This is a genomic window from Pseudomonas antarctica (assembly GCF_001647715.1).
GTDB lineage: Bacteria > Pseudomonadota > Gammaproteobacteria > Pseudomonadales > Pseudomonadaceae > Aquipseudomonas > Aquipseudomonas antarctica_A.
Map to the genome: position 1 here is coordinate 6,392,511 of NZ_CP015600.1, position 15,270 is coordinate 6,407,780.

Sequence of the window (15,270 nt, forward strand, 5' to 3'; positions counted from 1 at the left end):
TTGCACGGCAAATAAAATAGCGACATTCACCGTCGAACATGGTCTGTTAGGCACTTGGTTGCCTGGAGTTACGTCGTTCATGGATTTTTTTGGCCCGCACCTGCTCGCCTACTTCATTGCCACGCTGCACTTTCTCGGGACTCTGGCCGCGATTCACGCGGTGCTGACCGTCAGGACCGCCCAAGGCTCAATCGCCTGGGCCTTGTCGCTGATGTTCATGCCTTACCTGACGCTGATTCCGTACCTGATCTTTGGTCGCAGCACTTTCGACGCCTATATCCAGGCGCGTCGCCAGGCCAACCAGGAAATGCACACCGCCATCACCGCGCTGAACTGGCGCCCATGGGTCGATGAGGCGCTGGCCGCACGCAACTCCAATGCCTACGCATCCCTGCGCGCCATGCCCAAATTGGGCCGCATGCCGTGCCTGGCCAACAACGAAGTACGCTTGCTGATCAATGGCGACGCTACTTTCAGCGCAATCTTCGACGCTATCCGCACGGCCAAAACGGCGGTGCTGTTCCAGTTTTTTATCATTCATGACGACGAACTCGGCCGCCAACTGCACACCTTGCTCAAGGAAAAGGCCGCCGAAGGCGTAGACATCCACGTGCTCTATGACCGCATCGGCAGCCACGCCCTGCCCTATCGTTACGTGCAATCCCTGCGCGACGCCGGAGTAAAGGTCAAAGCATTTGCCACCCGCAGCGGCTGGCTCAACCGCTTCCAGGTCAACTTCCGCAACCATCGCAAGATCGTCGTAGTGGACGGCATCACCGGGTTTGTCGGCGGGCATAACGTCGGCGATGAGTACCTGGGCAAAAAGCCGCCATTGGCGCCATGGCGCGATACCCATGTGCAGGTCACTGGCCCGGTCGTGGCATGCCTGCAGGAGTCGTTTGCCGAAGACTGGTTCTGGGCCGCACGCGAGCTGCCGCCGCTGATCCTGCCGGACACTTACCCCGAAGACGGCGTGCTCTGCCAACTGCTCGCCAGCGGCCCGGCTGACCCGTATGAAACCTGCTCGCTGTTTTTCGTCGAAGCGATCCATGCCGCGACTGAGCGAGTGTGGATCACCAGCCCCTATTTCGTGCCCGACGAAGCCGTGTTCGCCGCCCTGCGCCTGGCAGTTTTACGCGGGGTGGATGTGCGCCTGCTGCTGCCGTCGCGGCCCGACCACCGCATTGTGTATGCCGCCTCCAGCCTCTACGCCATCGAAGCGGTGCGCGCCGGCGTGCGGGTGTTCCGCTATAAGCCAGGCTTCCTGCATCAAAAAGTGGTGTTGGTGGACAGCGAAATCAGCGCCATCGGCAGTGCAAACATGGACAACCGTTCGTTCCGGCTTAATTTCGAAGTGATGCTGCTGACCGTGGACGAGGCGTTTGCCAGCGAAGTGGAACAGATGCTGCTGGACGACTTCGCCCTCGCCCATGAAGTCAGCCAGGAAGAAAGCCGCGAAACCCGCCGCCTGCAACAACTGGGCATGCGGGTCGCGCGTTTGATATCACCGATTCTTTAACAGCCAACACAGAATGAATGTGGGAGCGGGCTTGCTCGCGAAGGCGGTATGCCAATGCCAAATAAGCTGGCTGATCTACCGCTTTCGCGAGCAAGCCCGCTCCCACATTTACATCTTCAGCGTCTTCGTAACACTGCTTCAGCGGTAGATATCTTCCCGCGTCCACGGCAGTTCATGGCTGCCATCGGCATGAGGTTTCACGGCCAGGATCTGATGCAGGTTGATCCAGCCCCGTGCGAACGCATAGGCACAACCGGCCAGGTACAGCCGCCAAATACGCAACGCTTGCTCCGGCACCATCTTCGCCGCCGCTTCAAGGTTGTCCTCAAGCCGCTCGCTCCAATGGTCCAGCGTGCGCGCGTAATGCAGGCGCAGGCTTTCGACGTCGACCACTTCCAGCCCGACTTCACTGATCTCGGCAGTCATCATCGCCAGATGGGGCAACTCACCATTGGGGAACACGTAACGCTCGATAAAATCCCCGGCGCCACGGCCGACAGGACGACCATCCGTGTGCTTGGCGGTAATGCCGTGGTTCATCACCAGGCCGCCTTCACGCACCGCGCCAAACAGGGTTTTGCAGTATTGCGCCAGGTTGGCATGGCCAACGTGTTCGAACATGCCCACGCTGACCACTTTGTCGAAGCGACCGTCTTGGGGCAGGTCGCGATAGTCGAGCAGTTGCAGGTCCACTTGGTCTTCCAGGCCATCCGCTTTTACGCGCTCCCGGGCCAGTGCCAACTGCTCCTTGCTCAGGGTGATACCAAACACTTTGACCCCGAATTCCCGCGCCGCAAAACGCGCCAATCCGCCCCAGCCACAGCCCACATCAAGCAAATATTCACCCGGTTGCAAACGCAGTTTGCGGCACAGGTGGCGAAATTTGTCTTGTTGAGCCTGGTCGATGGATTCGCTACCGGTTTCAAAGTAGCCGCAGGAGTACGCCATGTCCTGGTCCAGCCAAAGCTGGTAGAACTCGTTGGACAGATCGTAATGATAAGAAATGGCGGCGGCATCAGTGGCCTTGTCGTGGATCGAGCGCACCGGATGACTTTCCTCGTCATCTTCGATCAGGGCGTGACTCAACTCGTCACATACCCGAATGACCTCGGCGATGGAACCTTCCAGCTCCAATTTGCCCTCGACGAACGCTTCGCCCAATGAGTCGAGCGTTGGATGGGTCAGCATGGAGACCGCCGTGGGGTCCTTCACCACGATGGTCACACTGGGCTCAGGGCCCAAGTTGAATTCATGGCCGTCCCAGAGTCGAAGACGAAGCGGTAGCTTGAGATTCTGTAAGGCCGGTGGAAGTGGCGCGAGCATGAGTAGTCCCCCCTTGTTTCAGACGTCTGGAATGAGGGTAGACCATCCGAAGACAAAGTAGGTGGCTATCGAATTGATAGCGCTTTTCTACGAGGCCCGAAACTCGAGCAAACCGTCTTGGATCCACTGTTTCAGCCACGTCACCGCTTGCAGCGGTGCCCCCTCCTTATAAGTGACTGCTAACTCTGCGCACAGTTCTGAAAAGCTCCAGCCGGTGGCGACCATTCCTGCCAGTGCACAGGCTTCAGAGGGTTCCAGGCTGCGGTAGTGGCACACGTTCTGGTGGCGCCACACCAGGCAAACCTGCGCTAATTCCAGCGAGTGGCTGTCGGGGAAGTCAGACTCATCCTTGCTGGCCCGCCAAATCGCCACGGTATTGAAATGGCAGAGCATCTGCTGCACAGAAGGCGCCAGGGCTACCTGCAAACCCGGCCAGGCTTCGGGTGGCAGTTGCGCCATATCATTCAGGGTCAGCGGCTCACCCTGCGGCGCATCAAATGCCAGGGTAAAGGCCCACTCCAACCGTGCCAGTTCGGCCAGCGGCGCGCTCTGCTCAGCCACCAGGTGCTCAACGATAAATGCCGGGAACCGCTCACCCAGCCAACGCAGGCTGTAATGGGCAGACGGATAACGCCGCACATAGGCCTGCGTCAATAACGCGAACTCATCATCCCCCAGCCAATACCAGATGGCGCCGAAATCATGGCGCAACACTTCCTGCAACCGCGACACGTAGGCGTTGTGATAAATCGCCAAGCCCGTGTCTACGTCCAGGGTCGGACCGCCGAGCAAGGTGGCGGCGAAACCACTGTTGGCCACCGCCGTTTCGGATAATAGATGCTGTTCAAAGGCCAACTGCCAATCGGTCAGGCGCATAACGACCTCCGGGCCAACGCGGTAGCTCCCAGTTCACGGGCCTTGCTCAACTCGGTCAGCAGCTCTTCGAACGGCGGGAAATGGTCATCGCGCTCCAACAGCGTCGACACCGGCCCCAAATGCTCAAGTGTCTGTTGATAGAGCGCCCACACCGGGTCGCATACCGGATGGTCATGGGTATCGACGACATAATCACCGTAGTCCATATGCCCGGCCAAATGCAGTTGGCGGATACTCTCGGGCGGCAGGCTGCGGATAAACGTCCACGCATCAAACCCGTGATTGCGCGAGCTGACATACACATTGTTGACGTCCAGCAGCAACTGGCACCCCGTGAGGTGAGCCAAGGCATTGAGGAATTCCCACTCAGTGAATTCGTCCGCCCTGGAGCGTACGTAGCTGGAGACATTTTCCAGCACCAACGGACGCTGCAACACGTCCTGCACTTGGCGCACACGGCCGGCCACGTGGTAGAGGCTTTCTTCGGTGTACGGCAATGGCAGCAAATCGTGCAACTGATGCGCGCTGCCGCGGCTCCAGCACAGGTGATCGGAAACCCACGCAGGTTGAATACGCTCGGCGAGCTGTTTGATTTGTTTAAGGTAATCGTTATCGAGGGCATGAGGCCCACCGATGGACAGGGACACACCGTGCATCACCAGGGGATAGCGCTCGGCTATCGCGTCCAGGTAGTACAAGGCTTTACCGCCCTGGACCAGATAATTCTCGGAGATCACTTCGAACCAATCCACGGCTGGCGATTGTTCAAGGATCTGCTGGTAATACTCACTGCGTAAACCCAGGCCGTAACCCAGACTGTTAAGGGAAGTGGACATCAGACACTCCTGGGCAAAGTGTCCGCAGCGGCGGGGGGCGTCCGCTGCGGTTGCACTGGTTTGCCGGTTATTCGCCGACTTTGCCGCCTTTTTCGTCGCACATTGCCTTGCTCATAGAGAGGAAGCCCTGGCCTTTGCAGGAACCTTGACCTTTGCAGGCGTGGTCTTTGGTTTTGCAGTCGTTCTGGCCTTTGCAGGCGTTGACGCCATAGCAATGCACAGCGGTATCAGCGGCTTGAGCCTGAGTGACTACACCAGCAAACATAGTAGCGGCGGCCATTGCGAGGGCGGCACCGGCAGCAGCGGATTTAATGTTCATTCTCGTATTCCTCATGAGCAGTAGTGGAGTCGGTCTGAACGGATTGTTCAGTCTCGACATACCACTAGAGTGAGGTCCCGCATTGGCGTTACAGCCGTGTGCAAATATTTCTGAAAATTATTCGTCGAGCTTCAAAAGCGGCTCCTGAAAGCGCAGCAAACGCCCGGCGTTGCCCAGTACCAGCAAGGTGCTGAGGTTATGCAACACTGCCGCAATCATTGCGCCTGCTGCGCCCAGCCAGCCAAACGCCGCGAACACCACGATGGCCAAGGTCCAGCCCAGGCCGATAACCACATTGACCTGCAACGTATGTCGGCACTGACGGCTCAAGCGCACACAGGTGCCCAGGCGGCGTAGGTCGCTGCCGATCAACACCACGTCCGCCGACGCGAGGGCGATGTCCGCCCCACCCGCACCCATCGCCACGCCAACCACACCCGCCTTCAGCGCCAAAGAGTCGTTGATGCCGTCGCCCACCACCATCGGCCGGAAACCACTGCTGATTTCTCCCAACACGCGGTTGAGCTTGTCTTCCGGCAAGGCCTGCGCTTCGACGTCGCTGATGCCTACGTCCAGCGCGAGGCTGTCGGCCACGCTTTGACGGTCGCCGGTCAGCAGCAATTGGCGGCCAAGGCCTAAATCCCGCAGCTCTTGCAGTGCCTGACGTGCCTCCGGCTTGACGCTGTCCGCCAACAGCAGCCACGCGAGGAACTGCCCGTTCAGCGCCAACCCAGCAATCGGGCCATCGTGATTGGGGACAGGGGTGCTGACGATGCCCAATTGCTCAAACAACTCCGGTCGCCCAAGGGCCGCCTCGCCCTGCTCGGTCTGCGCCACTACGCCAAGGCCCTGGCGTTCGCGAATGTCCGTAAGCGCCAGCATTTGTTCCTGAGTCGCCAAACCTGCCAATGCACGGCTGACCGGGTGGCTGCTGGCCGAACCGAGGCTGGCCGCCAGGTTCAACACCACCTGCCGATCCGGCGCCGTGGTTTCGATGGACTGCAAGCGCAAGGTGCCAAAGGTCAGCGTGCCGGTCTTGTCGACCACCAACGAGGTCAGGTCCGCCAGTTCCTCCAGAAACGCGGAGCTGCGAATCAAAATCCCTTGGCGCGCCGCCACCGCAATCCCGGCAATCGCCGTGGCCGGTGCCGACAGCACCAAGGCACACGGGCACGCCGCCACCAGCACGGCGAGCATCGCCTGGGCGTCATTGGTAACAAACCAGGTCACCGCCGCCAGCAGCAACACCAGCACCATATAGCTGCCGGCATAGCGCTCCAGCAGCCGCGTGATCGGCGGTTTGGAGCGCTCGGCGTTCTGCATCAGCGCAATGACTTTGCCCAAGGTCGACTCATCACCGGTGCGCGTCACTTGCAGGCGCAACACGCCATCAAGGTTGATCGCCCCACCAAACACCTGCACGCCGACGCCGGCTTCCAACGGCACCGACTCCCCGGTGATAGGCGCCGTGTCCAGGCTGGCCTGGCCGGACAGCACCACGCCATCGGCGGGTACCCGGTCGCCGGCGCGCACTTCGACGATATCCCCGGTGTTCAGCGTGCCGTTATCCACTTCAACAATGCTGCCGTCTGCCTGCACCAACCGCGCGTGGCTGCGGGTGAGTTTGCCCAGTGCGTGAATCGCTTCCTGGGAGCCGATCACGCTGCGCTCTTCCAGCACATGGCCGAAGATCATGATGATCGGCAGCAAGGCGGCGGTCAGCAGGTCGCCCGTGGCCCACGCCCCCATCATCGCCAGCGCGATCAATTGGTCGGTGATGCCATGCAGGCTCGGGTAGCGCAGGCTGTACCAGGCCGAACGCATCACCGGCACGGCCACCAGCAACGAAGCAACACCGAGCAGTAATTGGCTGACACCGTTCTGATCCGGCGCCAGCCAGCGCCACACCAGGCCCAATACCAACAACCCCAAGGCCAGCATGGCCAGGGTCAATTGCCGGGCAGCACTGCGCTGCTCGGCGGACGTCAACATGGGCGCGCTCATTGCTCGGCTCCCTGGATGATCAAACGGGAGTCGTCTTTAGGATCGACCGTCGTCACTGAACCGGCCTGGCCAAGAATTTTCGGCACGCGCTCGCGGTAAAGGCGCAGCAGCAAGCCTGGGTCTTTGACCTGCGCCAGGCTGGCAACAGTGGCGGTTTGCGCCTGGGCATTGGCCAGGCGCTCACTGGCCTGGGCGTGGGCAACTTGCACCAGGCGGTCAGCCTCCTGGTTCGCGCTCTGGGTGAGTTTTTCCGCTTCGGTGCGCGCGTTGGCCACGGCTTTATCGGCTTGCTGGCTGGCCGTCAGCACCGCGTTGAAGGCATTCACCGCCGGGCCCGGCAGGCTCGATTGCACGTCGACACGGGTGACTTCAATGCCCAGCCCCAAACCCGTCGCGGCCAGCTCCGCCAGGCGCTTATTAATAGCTTGCACCAGATCTGCGCGCAGCCGCTCACGGCGCTCGGCCGCGCCGTTGTCAGTGCCGATCAGTTCCGGGCGCGCCACCAGAATCGTGTCCAGATCGCGCGCAGCCGTCAGCGCCACGGCGCTGCGCGTCACCAGTCGATCCAACGCCGGCAGCACATGCTCGCCCTGCAGCACAAACGCGTAGGGTTCGGTGACCTTGTAAAACACCCGCACATCCAGCTGCACCACACCGGCATCGCCGGTCAGCAGGTAACCGGAACCCGCCAGCGCATCACTCAATGGCGTGGCGAAACTGGCGACGCGGTCGGCCTGGGTTGCCGCATCGGAGCGCAGCAGGTTCTCCACCCGACGTTCGATCACGCGGTCCGCTGCGGGTAACAGCACGACTTGCTCGAACGGCTGTGGCCACGCCAGCAGGAGCCCGGCGTTTTGAATCCGGTCCAGTGCGCCGAAGTGCAACACCACGGCGCGGTTTTGCGGGTCGATCTGCCGCACATTGGAAAACGCCCAAGCCAACGCCGCCAGCACCGTCACCGCGTACAACGCCAGGAACGTCAGGCGCCCGGCCTGGATCCACGGGCTGTCCGGGCCGTCACGCTCAGTCATGGTTGAACGTCCTTCGGCCCGTCCACCAGTGCACGGAACGGCGCGGCGTCGGTGCGCAAGATGATCCGGGTGCTCGGCGTGACCACCGTGCCCAAGGTGTCGAGCGAACGCAGCAGGTTGTACAGCTGCGGATTGCCCGCGTAGGCCCGACCATAAATCTGCGCGGCTTCAACCCGCGACTGGGCTTCGATATCGGCGGCTTTCACCGTGGCATCGGCCTGCACAATTCGCGCATCACGCTCGGCGGCAGAGCGGATCTGCGCCGCTTCACGCTTACCGACAGCGGTGCGTTCAGTGGCAATGGTTTCACGCTCGGCACGCATGCGGTCGACGGTGGCCGTGAGGGTGACCGACGGCAGAGTCAGGCGCTCGATACCGACTTGTGCCACGCGCACGCCATAGGTGGTGAGCAATTGTTGATCAATCTGCTGGCGCAATTGCGCCTCGAAATCGGCAATGCGCACCTGGCTGGCGTCGGTGTTAATCAAGCTGGACAGGTCGAAGCTGGCCGCCGTGGTTTCCAGCGCCGAGCCGACGAACGTGCGAATCTGCCGCGCTGCTTCGTCCGGCTGGTTCTGCACCGCGCGCATAAAGCGCTGCACATTGTCGGCATCGCCCTGCACCTGCCACGCCACATAGGCCTGCACGATGATCCGCAGACCGTCGCGGGTACCCACATCCTGCAAACCGCTGGAGGTAGTGCGCAGGCGCAGGTCCACCGGGATCGCGGCTTCGAACGGTGCCGGCCAGCGCCAGCCCAGGCCCGGCTCCAGCAGCACCCGCGACGGGTTGCCGAACCGCGTAATCACCGTGGCCTCGCCGGAACGCACTTGCACCAGGCTGGCAGCCGCCACCGCAAACAGCACCAGCAACACCGCCCAGGCCATGCGCCGCCACGGGAATGGCCCGGCCGCCTGCTCATCGCCGTGATGGTGGTGATGATGGCCGTGGTGGTGATGACCGTGATCGTGAGAATGAGCGCTCAACAGACAGACTCCTTATTGAACGGCTTTACGCGGCACCGAAGGATCGGCCGGCAAAGTAAAAGAACGCAGATCGATCGTTGGCGCACCATCGGCGCCCAGGCGGTGATCCAGAATAAGCAGCTTGGCGTGCGCCAGCCCTTGGCTCAGTTGAGCGAGATACTGCTCCAGCACGAAGGCACGGCCTGCGGTGGCGTAAGCCTTTTGTTCGGCGCTAAAGCGCAGGTCTGCCGCTTGGGCGCCCGCGTTCACTTCACGGGCGGTGGCCATCGCCTGGTCGCGCGCGGTGCTGGCCTGCAGCAAAGCCTGGTTAGTTTGTTCGCTGGCGGCGCCGCGCTCACGGGAAATCAGTGCCTGGGCACCGATTTGTGCCGCCTGCACGCCGTGGTAGGCGTTGGCGGCGCCGGCCGGTGGGTGAATGGCTTCCACCACCGTGGCCAGAATTTCCACGCCGCTGTCGAGTTTTTGCAGGTCCGCCTGTACCGCGCGCCCGACCTCGTCGGCGAGGCTGGTGCGCTGTTCGCCAAGAAGTTCGTCGAGGGTGCGCGAGGCAAAGTCATGCACGAGGATGCGGCTGGCGGTACTGCGAATCAGCGTCGGCACATCGGCGCTGTTATAGGTGGCGGCCAGTGCGGCCTGATCGGTGAGGCCGATGCGGTAGACGAAACGTACGTCCATATTGACGATCTGGAAGCTCTGCTTGTCGCCGCTGCTGCTGGCGATCACCTGGGACTTGTCATTCACATGGCTGGCATCCCACAACCGGTTGGCGATCAGCGGCGCCGGGCCTTCGGCAGGGGCCAACGGCGGTGCTGCGGCGTCGCTGGCGCTGGTGGCCAGCTCATGCACAACGCCGTTTTCCACACTCAGGACGCGACCCAGTGGCCACGGCAACCCGGCATGCAGGCCCGGGCCGAAGACTTCCACCGGTTTGCCGAACCGCTCATAAATCCCACGGCCTTGCAGGGGCACTTCGTGCACGCCGGTCAGTGACCAGCCTACCGCCAGCACCACCAGCAGCACCGGCAAGAACGCCCGGCGCATGTAGGTAAACGCCCAGATCTGGCGCAGGTCGATGCCGAAGCGGTTGTGCAGTTCGTGCTGCAAAGCGAGCAAGGGTTGTGGCGGCCAGCGCAGCAGACCGGCGATAAAGCTTTGCGCCATCAAGCGTGGTTCGAGCCGTGGCTGGCGCGGGCTGAACAGCGACAGCGTGCCCCTTAACAGGAACTCCAGCGCCACCAGCGCTGGCAACAGGCCAACAATCGTCGCCAAGCGCAGCGGCCAGACGGATTGCGCGCCGGCAAACAACAAACAGATCGCACTGACCACCAGGACAAGAATCGCCACCCGGATCAATTGCGCCAGCTGCGAAGCTTCAGGCCATTGCGCAGCGGTTTCCTGAGCCAGACGGCGCTCGAACACCAACAAGCCAAAGGCCAGCGCCAGCGCCAACGCAGCGCCGATGCTCGCGGATTGCCCCACGGGCGATGCGGGCAGGGCCAGGTTCCAGAATTCGATGATACTGACCAACGCCAACAACGACCAACCACAGAGCCACAACACGGGCGCGCCGATCTGGGCCAGCAAGCCGCTGCCGAAACGCTCCAGCAGACGCGCGTACCCACCGCGCTCTTCGAGGGGCCGTTCGGTCAGTTCAGCCGCGGGCTCTTCCAGCGCCTGGGCGCGCCAATCGGCGACCCACCACGCCGATTGCAACCCGGCCACCAGCACCAGCAGAGCGCTCGCGCAATTGATCAGCACCACCGGCCAGATCGACAGCGGCGCAAACAAGGCGACGAACAACGCCAGCACCCAACCGGCGACAGCCAGGGCGGTCAGGCTGATGCCGGCCTGCCTCAATCGACGGGCATGGAACAACCCTTGTTGAAAACGCGCGAGGCCTTCAACCGAAGCGCCGTCAGCTTCTAAATCCACTTGCATCCACTCAACGCCCGCTTACACACAGTTCGTTACGATATAACACGCGGCGTGAAATTTTTGTTCGCTAAACACCGTTTTTGAGCCCTGCGCTGCGCCCCTGTGGACGGGGCTTACTCGCGATGGCGATGGGTCAGTGAATGCCTGTACTGGCTGGCCCATAGCTATCAGGCGCAAGCCCCCTGCCACAAATACCCTCCGGCACCTGCGAGACCGTGACTAAACCCCCATAAACACGCGCCATCACTGGTGCAGGCACGGATTAATCGGCACACTCCAAAACAGTTTTCGCGGGTTCACGGACAAGGAAGCGCCACTCCCCATGATTTCGATCTATCAGCTCAAGCCGCGTTTTCAAAACGTGCTGCGCCCCCTCGTGCAGCGTCTCTATGACAACGGCACCACCGCCAACCAGATCACCGTGTTGGCTGGCGTGGTTTCCCTGCTGGTCGGCCTGTTGATCGCCAGCTTCGCCCAACACCTCTGGCTGTTTGCGCTGATCCCGCTGTGGATGATCCTGCGCATGGCACTCAATGCCATCGACGGCATGCTCGCCCGGGACTTTGGCCAGCAATCGCGCCTCGGTGCCTACCTCAATGAACTGTGCGACGTCATCGCCGACAGCGCGCTGATCCTGCCCTTTGCCCTGATCCCCGATGCCAGCCTGGTGCCGGTGCTGCTGGTGGCGCTGCTCGCCGTGTTCAGCGAATACGCCGGTGTGCTCGGGCCGATGGTGGGCGCTTCGCGCCGCTACGACGGCCCAATGGGCAAGAGTGATCGCGCGTTTGTACTCGGGGTGCTCGCCACCGGCGTGGCACTGGGTTGGCTCAACGCAGGCTGGGTCGATACGGTGATGTGGCTGGTCGCCGCCCTGCTCGCCTATACCTTGGTCAATCGCGTGCGCCAAGGCCTCAAAGAAACGATTTCCCCTTCTGCATAAGGAATTTGCGATGCGCGAACAGCAAGAGCACACCTTCAGTACCCATGATGGCGTCGAGCTTTTCTATCGGCACTGGCCGGCCACGGCGCCTGCGGGCGATGAGCCGCGCAAGGCGATCCTGCTGTTTCATCGCGGCCACGAGCATTCGGGGCGCATTGCTCACCTGGTCGACGAACTCGACCTGCCGCAATTCGATTTCTTCGCCTGGGACGCACGCGGCCACGGCCAATCCCCCGGCGCCCGCGGTGACAGCCCCAGCTTCGCCACCAGCGCCCGCGACGTGCAGACCTTCTGCGACCATATCGGCGCCACTTACGGCATCGAAGAAGAGAACTTCGCCGTCATCGCCCAAAGCGTGGGCGCCGTGATCGCCGCCACCTGGGTGCACGATTACGCACCCAAAATCCGCGCCCTGGTGCTGGCCTCCCCGGCGTTCAAGGTCAAGCTCTACGTACCTTTTGCGCGACCGGGCCTGGCGCTGATGCGCACGTTGCGCGGCAACTTTTTCGTCAACAGTTACGTCAAGGCCAAGTTCCTCAGCCACGACCCGGAGCGGGTCGCGTCCTACGACAGCGACCCATTGATCACCAAAGCCATTTCAGTGAATGTGCTGCTCGGGCTGTACGAAGCTGCCGATCGCGTTGTAGCCGATGCCCAGGCGATTCAAGTGCCCACACAACTGCTGATCTCCGGCTCCGACTTTGTGGTGCACCGTAAACCCCAGCAGCAATTTTTCGACCGCCTCGGCAGCCTGAAAAAAGAGCTGCATATTCTTCCCGGTTTTTTCCACGACACCCTCGGCGAACGCGACCGAGCGATAGCCGTGAGCAGCGCCAAGCGCTTTATCCTGCAGAACTTCAACCACCCGCTGGACCGCGCCTCTTTGCTCGACGCCGACAAATTGGGCGCCACCTGCGCCGAGTCAGAATCCCTCGCCGCGCCGCTGCCACGTCATTCATTGCGCGACCTGTACTGGCGCATGACCCGCGCCAGCATGGGCTTGGGCAAGAACTTGTCGGCCGGCGTGAAATTGGGCTTCGACACCGGCTTCGACTCCGGTAGCACGCTGGACTACGTGTACCGCAACACGCCCACCGGTCAGGGCGGGCTGGGGCGGATGATCGACACCAACTACCTCAACTCCATCGGCTGGCGCGGCATTCGCCAGCGCAAGCTGAATGTCGAAGAACTGCTGCGCCTGGCCATGGCCAAGTTGCGTGCAGATGATCGTGAGGTACGAATTGTCGATATCGCCGCCGGCCACGGCCGCTATATTCTCGAAGCCTTGCAGGGCGTTTCGCCGCTGCCGGAATCAATCCTGCTGCGCGACTACAGTGACATCAACGTGCGCGACGGTGGCGCGCTGATCCGCGAAAAAGGCCTTGGGGATATCGCCCAGTTCGTCAAAGGTGATGCGTTTGACCGGGCTGATCTGGCGGCACTGGACCCCAAGCCGACTTTGGCGGTGGTGTCCGGGCTGTATGAATTGTTTGCCGATAACCGCATGGTAGGCGGTTCGTTGGCAGGGCTGACCGAAGCGGTGGAGCCTGGCGGTTATCTGGTTTACACCGGTCAACCGTGGCATCCGCAGCTGGAACTGATCGCCCGCGCGCTCACCAGCCATCGCCAGGGCCAGGCCTGGGTGATGCGCCGGCGCAGCCAGGCAGAGATGGATCAGTTGGTCGAGGCCGCAGGCTTTCGCAAGATCACCCAGCGTGTCGACGAATGGGGCATTTTCACCGTGTCCCTGGCACAGAAGATCTGAGCATGCGCGAACCCGGCTTATTGAAACCGGCAGTCCTGTGGCTGCTGTTGCTGGCGCCGTTGTTTTTCAGTACCTACGGCTTTGCCACCTGGGTCACCAGCCAGCGCAGCGACGTCGGCACACTGGTGTTCGGCTGGGAAACCCATATGCCGTTCTGGGCCTGGACCATCGTGCCCTATTGGTCCATTGACCTGCTCTACGGGTTCTCGTTGCTGCTGCCCAACACTCGCCATGAGTTGAAACAACACGCATTGCGCCTGCTCAGTGCGCAAGTCATTGCCGTGAGCTGCTTCCTCATCTGGCCACTGCGTTTCACCTTTGAACGGCCGGAACTGGACGGTGTGTTTGGCTGGCTGTTTGCGGTACTGGCCGGCTTCGACAAACCGTTCAACCAGGCGCCCTCACTGCACATCGCGCTGCTGGTGATCCTGTGGGTCATGTACCAGCGCCACACGCAAGGGTTCTGGCGTTGGGTGGTGCATGGCTGGTTCGCGTTAATCGGTATTTCGGTGCTGTCCACTTATCAACATCACTTTATTGACTTACCCACAGGCGCCCTCGCCGGCTGGTTATGCGTGTGGTTGTGGCCAGTGGAGCACCCGAGCCCGCTGTTGAATGCACGGCTTACGCGGGATTCGCAGCAGTGGCGGCTCGGCTTGCGTTACGGCGCGGGGTCGGTGGTGCTATTGATTGTGGCGCTGAGCTTGGGGGGCGGGTGGCTCTGGCTGATCTGGCCGGCGGTTTCCCTTGGCCTGATAAAGGCAAACTACCTGGCACTGGGCGCTGCGGGCTTTCAGAAACGCACCGATGGCCGTCTGACGCCCGCCGCACGCTGGTTGTATGCGCCCTACCTGGCGGCGGCCTGGATTAACTCGCGGTTGTGGACGCGTAAACATCCACAACCCGACCAGGTTGTGGATAACGTCTGGCTTGGTCGAATTCCTACCGCTAGCGAACAGGGGTCATTCAAGGCCATCGTCGATCTCTGCGCCGAATTGCCGATTAATCCACAGAGCTGCGCTTATCAATGCATTCCTGTGCTCGACTTGATCGCCCCGACCCCCGCCGAATGCCTGCAAGCCGCGCAAGCCATCGAACGCCTGCGCCTGGGCGGGCCCGTGTTGGTGTGCTGCGCCCTGGGTTATTCGCGCAGCGCCACGGCGGTCGCCGCATGGTTGCTGCACAGTGGCCGCGCGGCCAGTGTCGAGGAGGCGCTGGCTATTATTCGTACAGCCAGGCCCCGCGTGGTCCTGCATCCCGCTCACCGTGAAGCACTGGAGGGTTTGCCCCATGCCTGCTGATATGGAACTCCAAGTGGTCGCCAGCCTTCTGCGCCGGGGCCGATCGCTCGATCAGTTATCCACAGGCCTGACCGTGGTCGGTGTGCTGTTCGGCCTGGCTCAATTGCTGATGGCGAGTATTTCGACAATCTGCCTGCTGCTCAGCCTGTGGATGATTATTCTCGGCCTGCTGCAAAAGTACTGGGCGCTACGCGTGGCTTTCGATGCCGACCTGTTCGCTCTGCTGGCCCGCGACACCCAGCGCACACCCGATCTCGACCAGGCCTTGCAAACCCTCGGCCTGCAATCGCCCAAACGCGCTGGCCGGCCCTGGACCGAACGCCGTCGCGGCGCCCTTAAATTGTTGCGCAAGCAGGCTTGGCTGCTGGGCGCGCAAGTGCTGCTGACCTTGCTGGTGATACTCGCCAGCCCTTGGCTACCTTTTGCCGGATAAGG

13 protein-coding genes are annotated in these 15,270 nt (G+C 61.8%); 5 read left to right on the plus strand and 8 right to left on the minus strand.

The window, feature by feature from the left end; all coding sequences use genetic code 11:
* Positions 1–79: 79 nt before the first annotated feature.
* A complete protein-coding gene (gene cls / locus A7J50_RS29145; protein ID WP_064454800.1) occupies positions 80–1,519 on the plus strand; it encodes a cardiolipin synthase in 1,440 nt (479 codons plus the stop codon).
* A 138-nt stretch (positions 1,520–1,657) separates the two neighbouring features.
* Here the strand turns inward: cls and cfaB are convergent, their stop codons facing one another.
* The 8 genes from cfaB to hflK (A7J50_RS29185) form a co-directional block, all read right to left on the minus strand.
* Entirely contained in the window at positions 1,658–2,842 is a 1,185-nt protein-coding gene (gene cfaB, locus A7J50_RS29150; protein ID WP_064454801.1) for a C17 cyclopropane fatty acid synthase CfaB, read from the minus strand.
* A gap of 87 nt (positions 2,843–2,929) precedes the next feature.
* A complete protein-coding gene (locus A7J50_RS29155; RefSeq protein WP_064454802.1) occupies positions 2,930–3,718 on the minus strand; it encodes a DNA-binding domain-containing protein in 789 nt (262 codons plus the stop codon).
* The gene (locus tag A7J50_RS29160) at positions 3,709–4,554 is read right to left on the minus strand and encodes a DUF692 domain-containing protein (RefSeq protein WP_064454803.1); all 846 of its coding nucleotides are present in this window, start codon (positions 4,552–4,554) and stop codon (positions 3,709–3,711) included. The genes A7J50_RS29155 and A7J50_RS29160 overlap by 10 nt, the downstream gene beginning before the upstream one ends.
* Positions 4,555–4,621: 67 nt before the next feature.
* Positions 4,622–4,873 (minus strand): hypothetical protein, encoded by a 252-nt coding sequence (locus tag A7J50_RS29165; RefSeq protein WP_064454804.1) that lies wholly within the window; start codon positions 4,871–4,873, stop codon positions 4,622–4,624.
* Between the two features lie 117 nt (positions 4,874–4,990).
* Positions 4,991–6,877, minus strand: a complete 1,887-nt coding sequence (locus tag A7J50_RS29170) for a cation-translocating P-type ATPase (RefSeq protein WP_064454805.1) — start codon at positions 6,875–6,877, stop codon at positions 4,991–4,993.
* Positions 6,874–7,908 carry a protease modulator HflK gene (gene hflK / locus A7J50_RS29175; RefSeq protein WP_064454806.1) on the minus strand — a complete coding sequence of 345 codons (1,035 nt, stop codon included), beginning with the start codon at positions 7,906–7,908 and terminating at the stop codon, positions 6,874–6,876. The genes A7J50_RS29170 and hflK (A7J50_RS29175) overlap by 4 nt, the downstream gene beginning before the upstream one ends.
* A complete protein-coding gene (gene hflC, locus A7J50_RS29180) occupies positions 7,905–8,894 on the minus strand; it encodes a protease modulator HflC (protein WP_064454807.1) in 990 nt (329 codons plus the stop codon). Before hflC ends, hflK (A7J50_RS29175) begins: the two co-directional genes overlap by 4 nt.
* 12 nt (positions 8,895–8,906) lie before the next feature.
* On the minus strand, positions 8,907–10,832 hold the full coding sequence (hflK, locus tag A7J50_RS29185) for a protease modulator HflK (RefSeq protein WP_064454808.1): 1,926 nt from the start codon (positions 10,830–10,832) through the stop codon (positions 8,907–8,909).
* Between the two features lie 319 nt (positions 10,833–11,151).
* Between hflK (A7J50_RS29185) and A7J50_RS29190 the strand changes: the two genes are divergently transcribed.
* The 4 genes from A7J50_RS29190 to A7J50_RS29205 are packed head-to-tail and all read left to right on the plus strand — an operon-like array spanning position 11,152 to position 15,268.
* The gene (locus A7J50_RS29190; protein WP_064454809.1) at positions 11,152–11,769 is read left to right on the plus strand and encodes a CDP-alcohol phosphatidyltransferase family protein; all 618 of its coding nucleotides are present in this window, start codon (positions 11,152–11,154) and stop codon (positions 11,767–11,769) included.
* A 10-nt stretch (positions 11,770–11,779) separates the two neighbouring features.
* The gene (locus tag A7J50_RS29195; protein WP_064454810.1) at positions 11,780–13,534 is read left to right on the plus strand and encodes a bifunctional alpha/beta hydrolase/class I SAM-dependent methyltransferase; all 1,755 of its coding nucleotides are present in this window, start codon (positions 11,780–11,782) and stop codon (positions 13,532–13,534) included.
* A 2-nt stretch (positions 13,535–13,536) separates the two neighbouring features.
* Complete coding sequence (locus tag A7J50_RS29200) at positions 13,537–14,835, plus strand: phosphatase PAP2/dual specificity phosphatase family protein (RefSeq protein WP_064454811.1); 1,299 nt, start codon at positions 13,537–13,539, stop codon at positions 14,833–14,835.
* Entirely contained in the window at positions 14,825–15,268 is a 444-nt protein-coding gene (locus tag A7J50_RS29205) for a hypothetical protein (protein ID WP_064454812.1), read from the plus strand. Before A7J50_RS29200 ends, A7J50_RS29205 begins: the two co-directional genes overlap by 11 nt.
* Positions 15,269–15,270 lie beyond the last annotated feature (2 nt).

Excerpts from the sequence above, each read along its gene's own strand:
- A7J50_RS29205 (WP_064454812.1), top strand. The coding sequence starts at position 14,825 with ATGCCTGCTGATATGGAACTCCAAGTGGTCGCCAGCCTTCTGCGCCGG.
- hflK (WP_064454806.1), bottom strand. The coding sequence starts at position 7,908 with ATGACTGAGCGTGACGGCCCGGACAGCCCGTGGATCCAGGCCGGGCGC.
- A7J50_RS29170 (WP_064454805.1), bottom strand. The coding sequence starts at position 6,877 with ATGAGCGCGCCCATGTTGACGTCCGCCGAGCAGCGCAGTGCTGCCCGG.
- A7J50_RS29155 (WP_064454802.1), bottom strand. The coding sequence starts at position 3,718 with ATGCGCCTGACCGATTGGCAGTTGGCCTTTGAACAGCATCTATTATCC.
- A7J50_RS29190 (WP_064454809.1), top strand. The coding sequence starts at position 11,152 with ATGATTTCGATCTATCAGCTCAAGCCGCGTTTTCAAAACGTGCTGCGC.
- A7J50_RS29165 (WP_064454804.1), bottom strand. The coding sequence starts at position 4,873 with ATGAACATTAAATCCGCTGCTGCCGGTGCCGCCCTCGCAATGGCCGCC.
- cls (WP_064454800.1), top strand. The coding sequence starts at position 80 with ATGGATTTTTTTGGCCCGCACCTGCTCGCCTACTTCATTGCCACGCTG.
- A7J50_RS29195 (WP_064454810.1), top strand. The coding sequence starts at position 11,780 with ATGCGCGAACAGCAAGAGCACACCTTCAGTACCCATGATGGCGTCGAG.
- A7J50_RS29200 (WP_064454811.1), top strand. The coding sequence starts at position 13,537 with ATGCGCGAACCCGGCTTATTGAAACCGGCAGTCCTGTGGCTGCTGTTG.
- cfaB (WP_064454801.1), bottom strand. The coding sequence starts at position 2,842 with ATGCTCGCGCCACTTCCACCGGCCTTACAGAATCTCAAGCTACCGCTT.
- A7J50_RS29160 (WP_064454803.1), bottom strand. The coding sequence starts at position 4,554 with ATGTCCACTTCCCTTAACAGTCTGGGTTACGGCCTGGGTTTACGCAGT.
- hflK (WP_064454808.1), bottom strand. The coding sequence starts at position 10,832 with ATGCAAGTGGATTTAGAAGCTGACGGCGCTTCGGTTGAAGGCCTCGCG.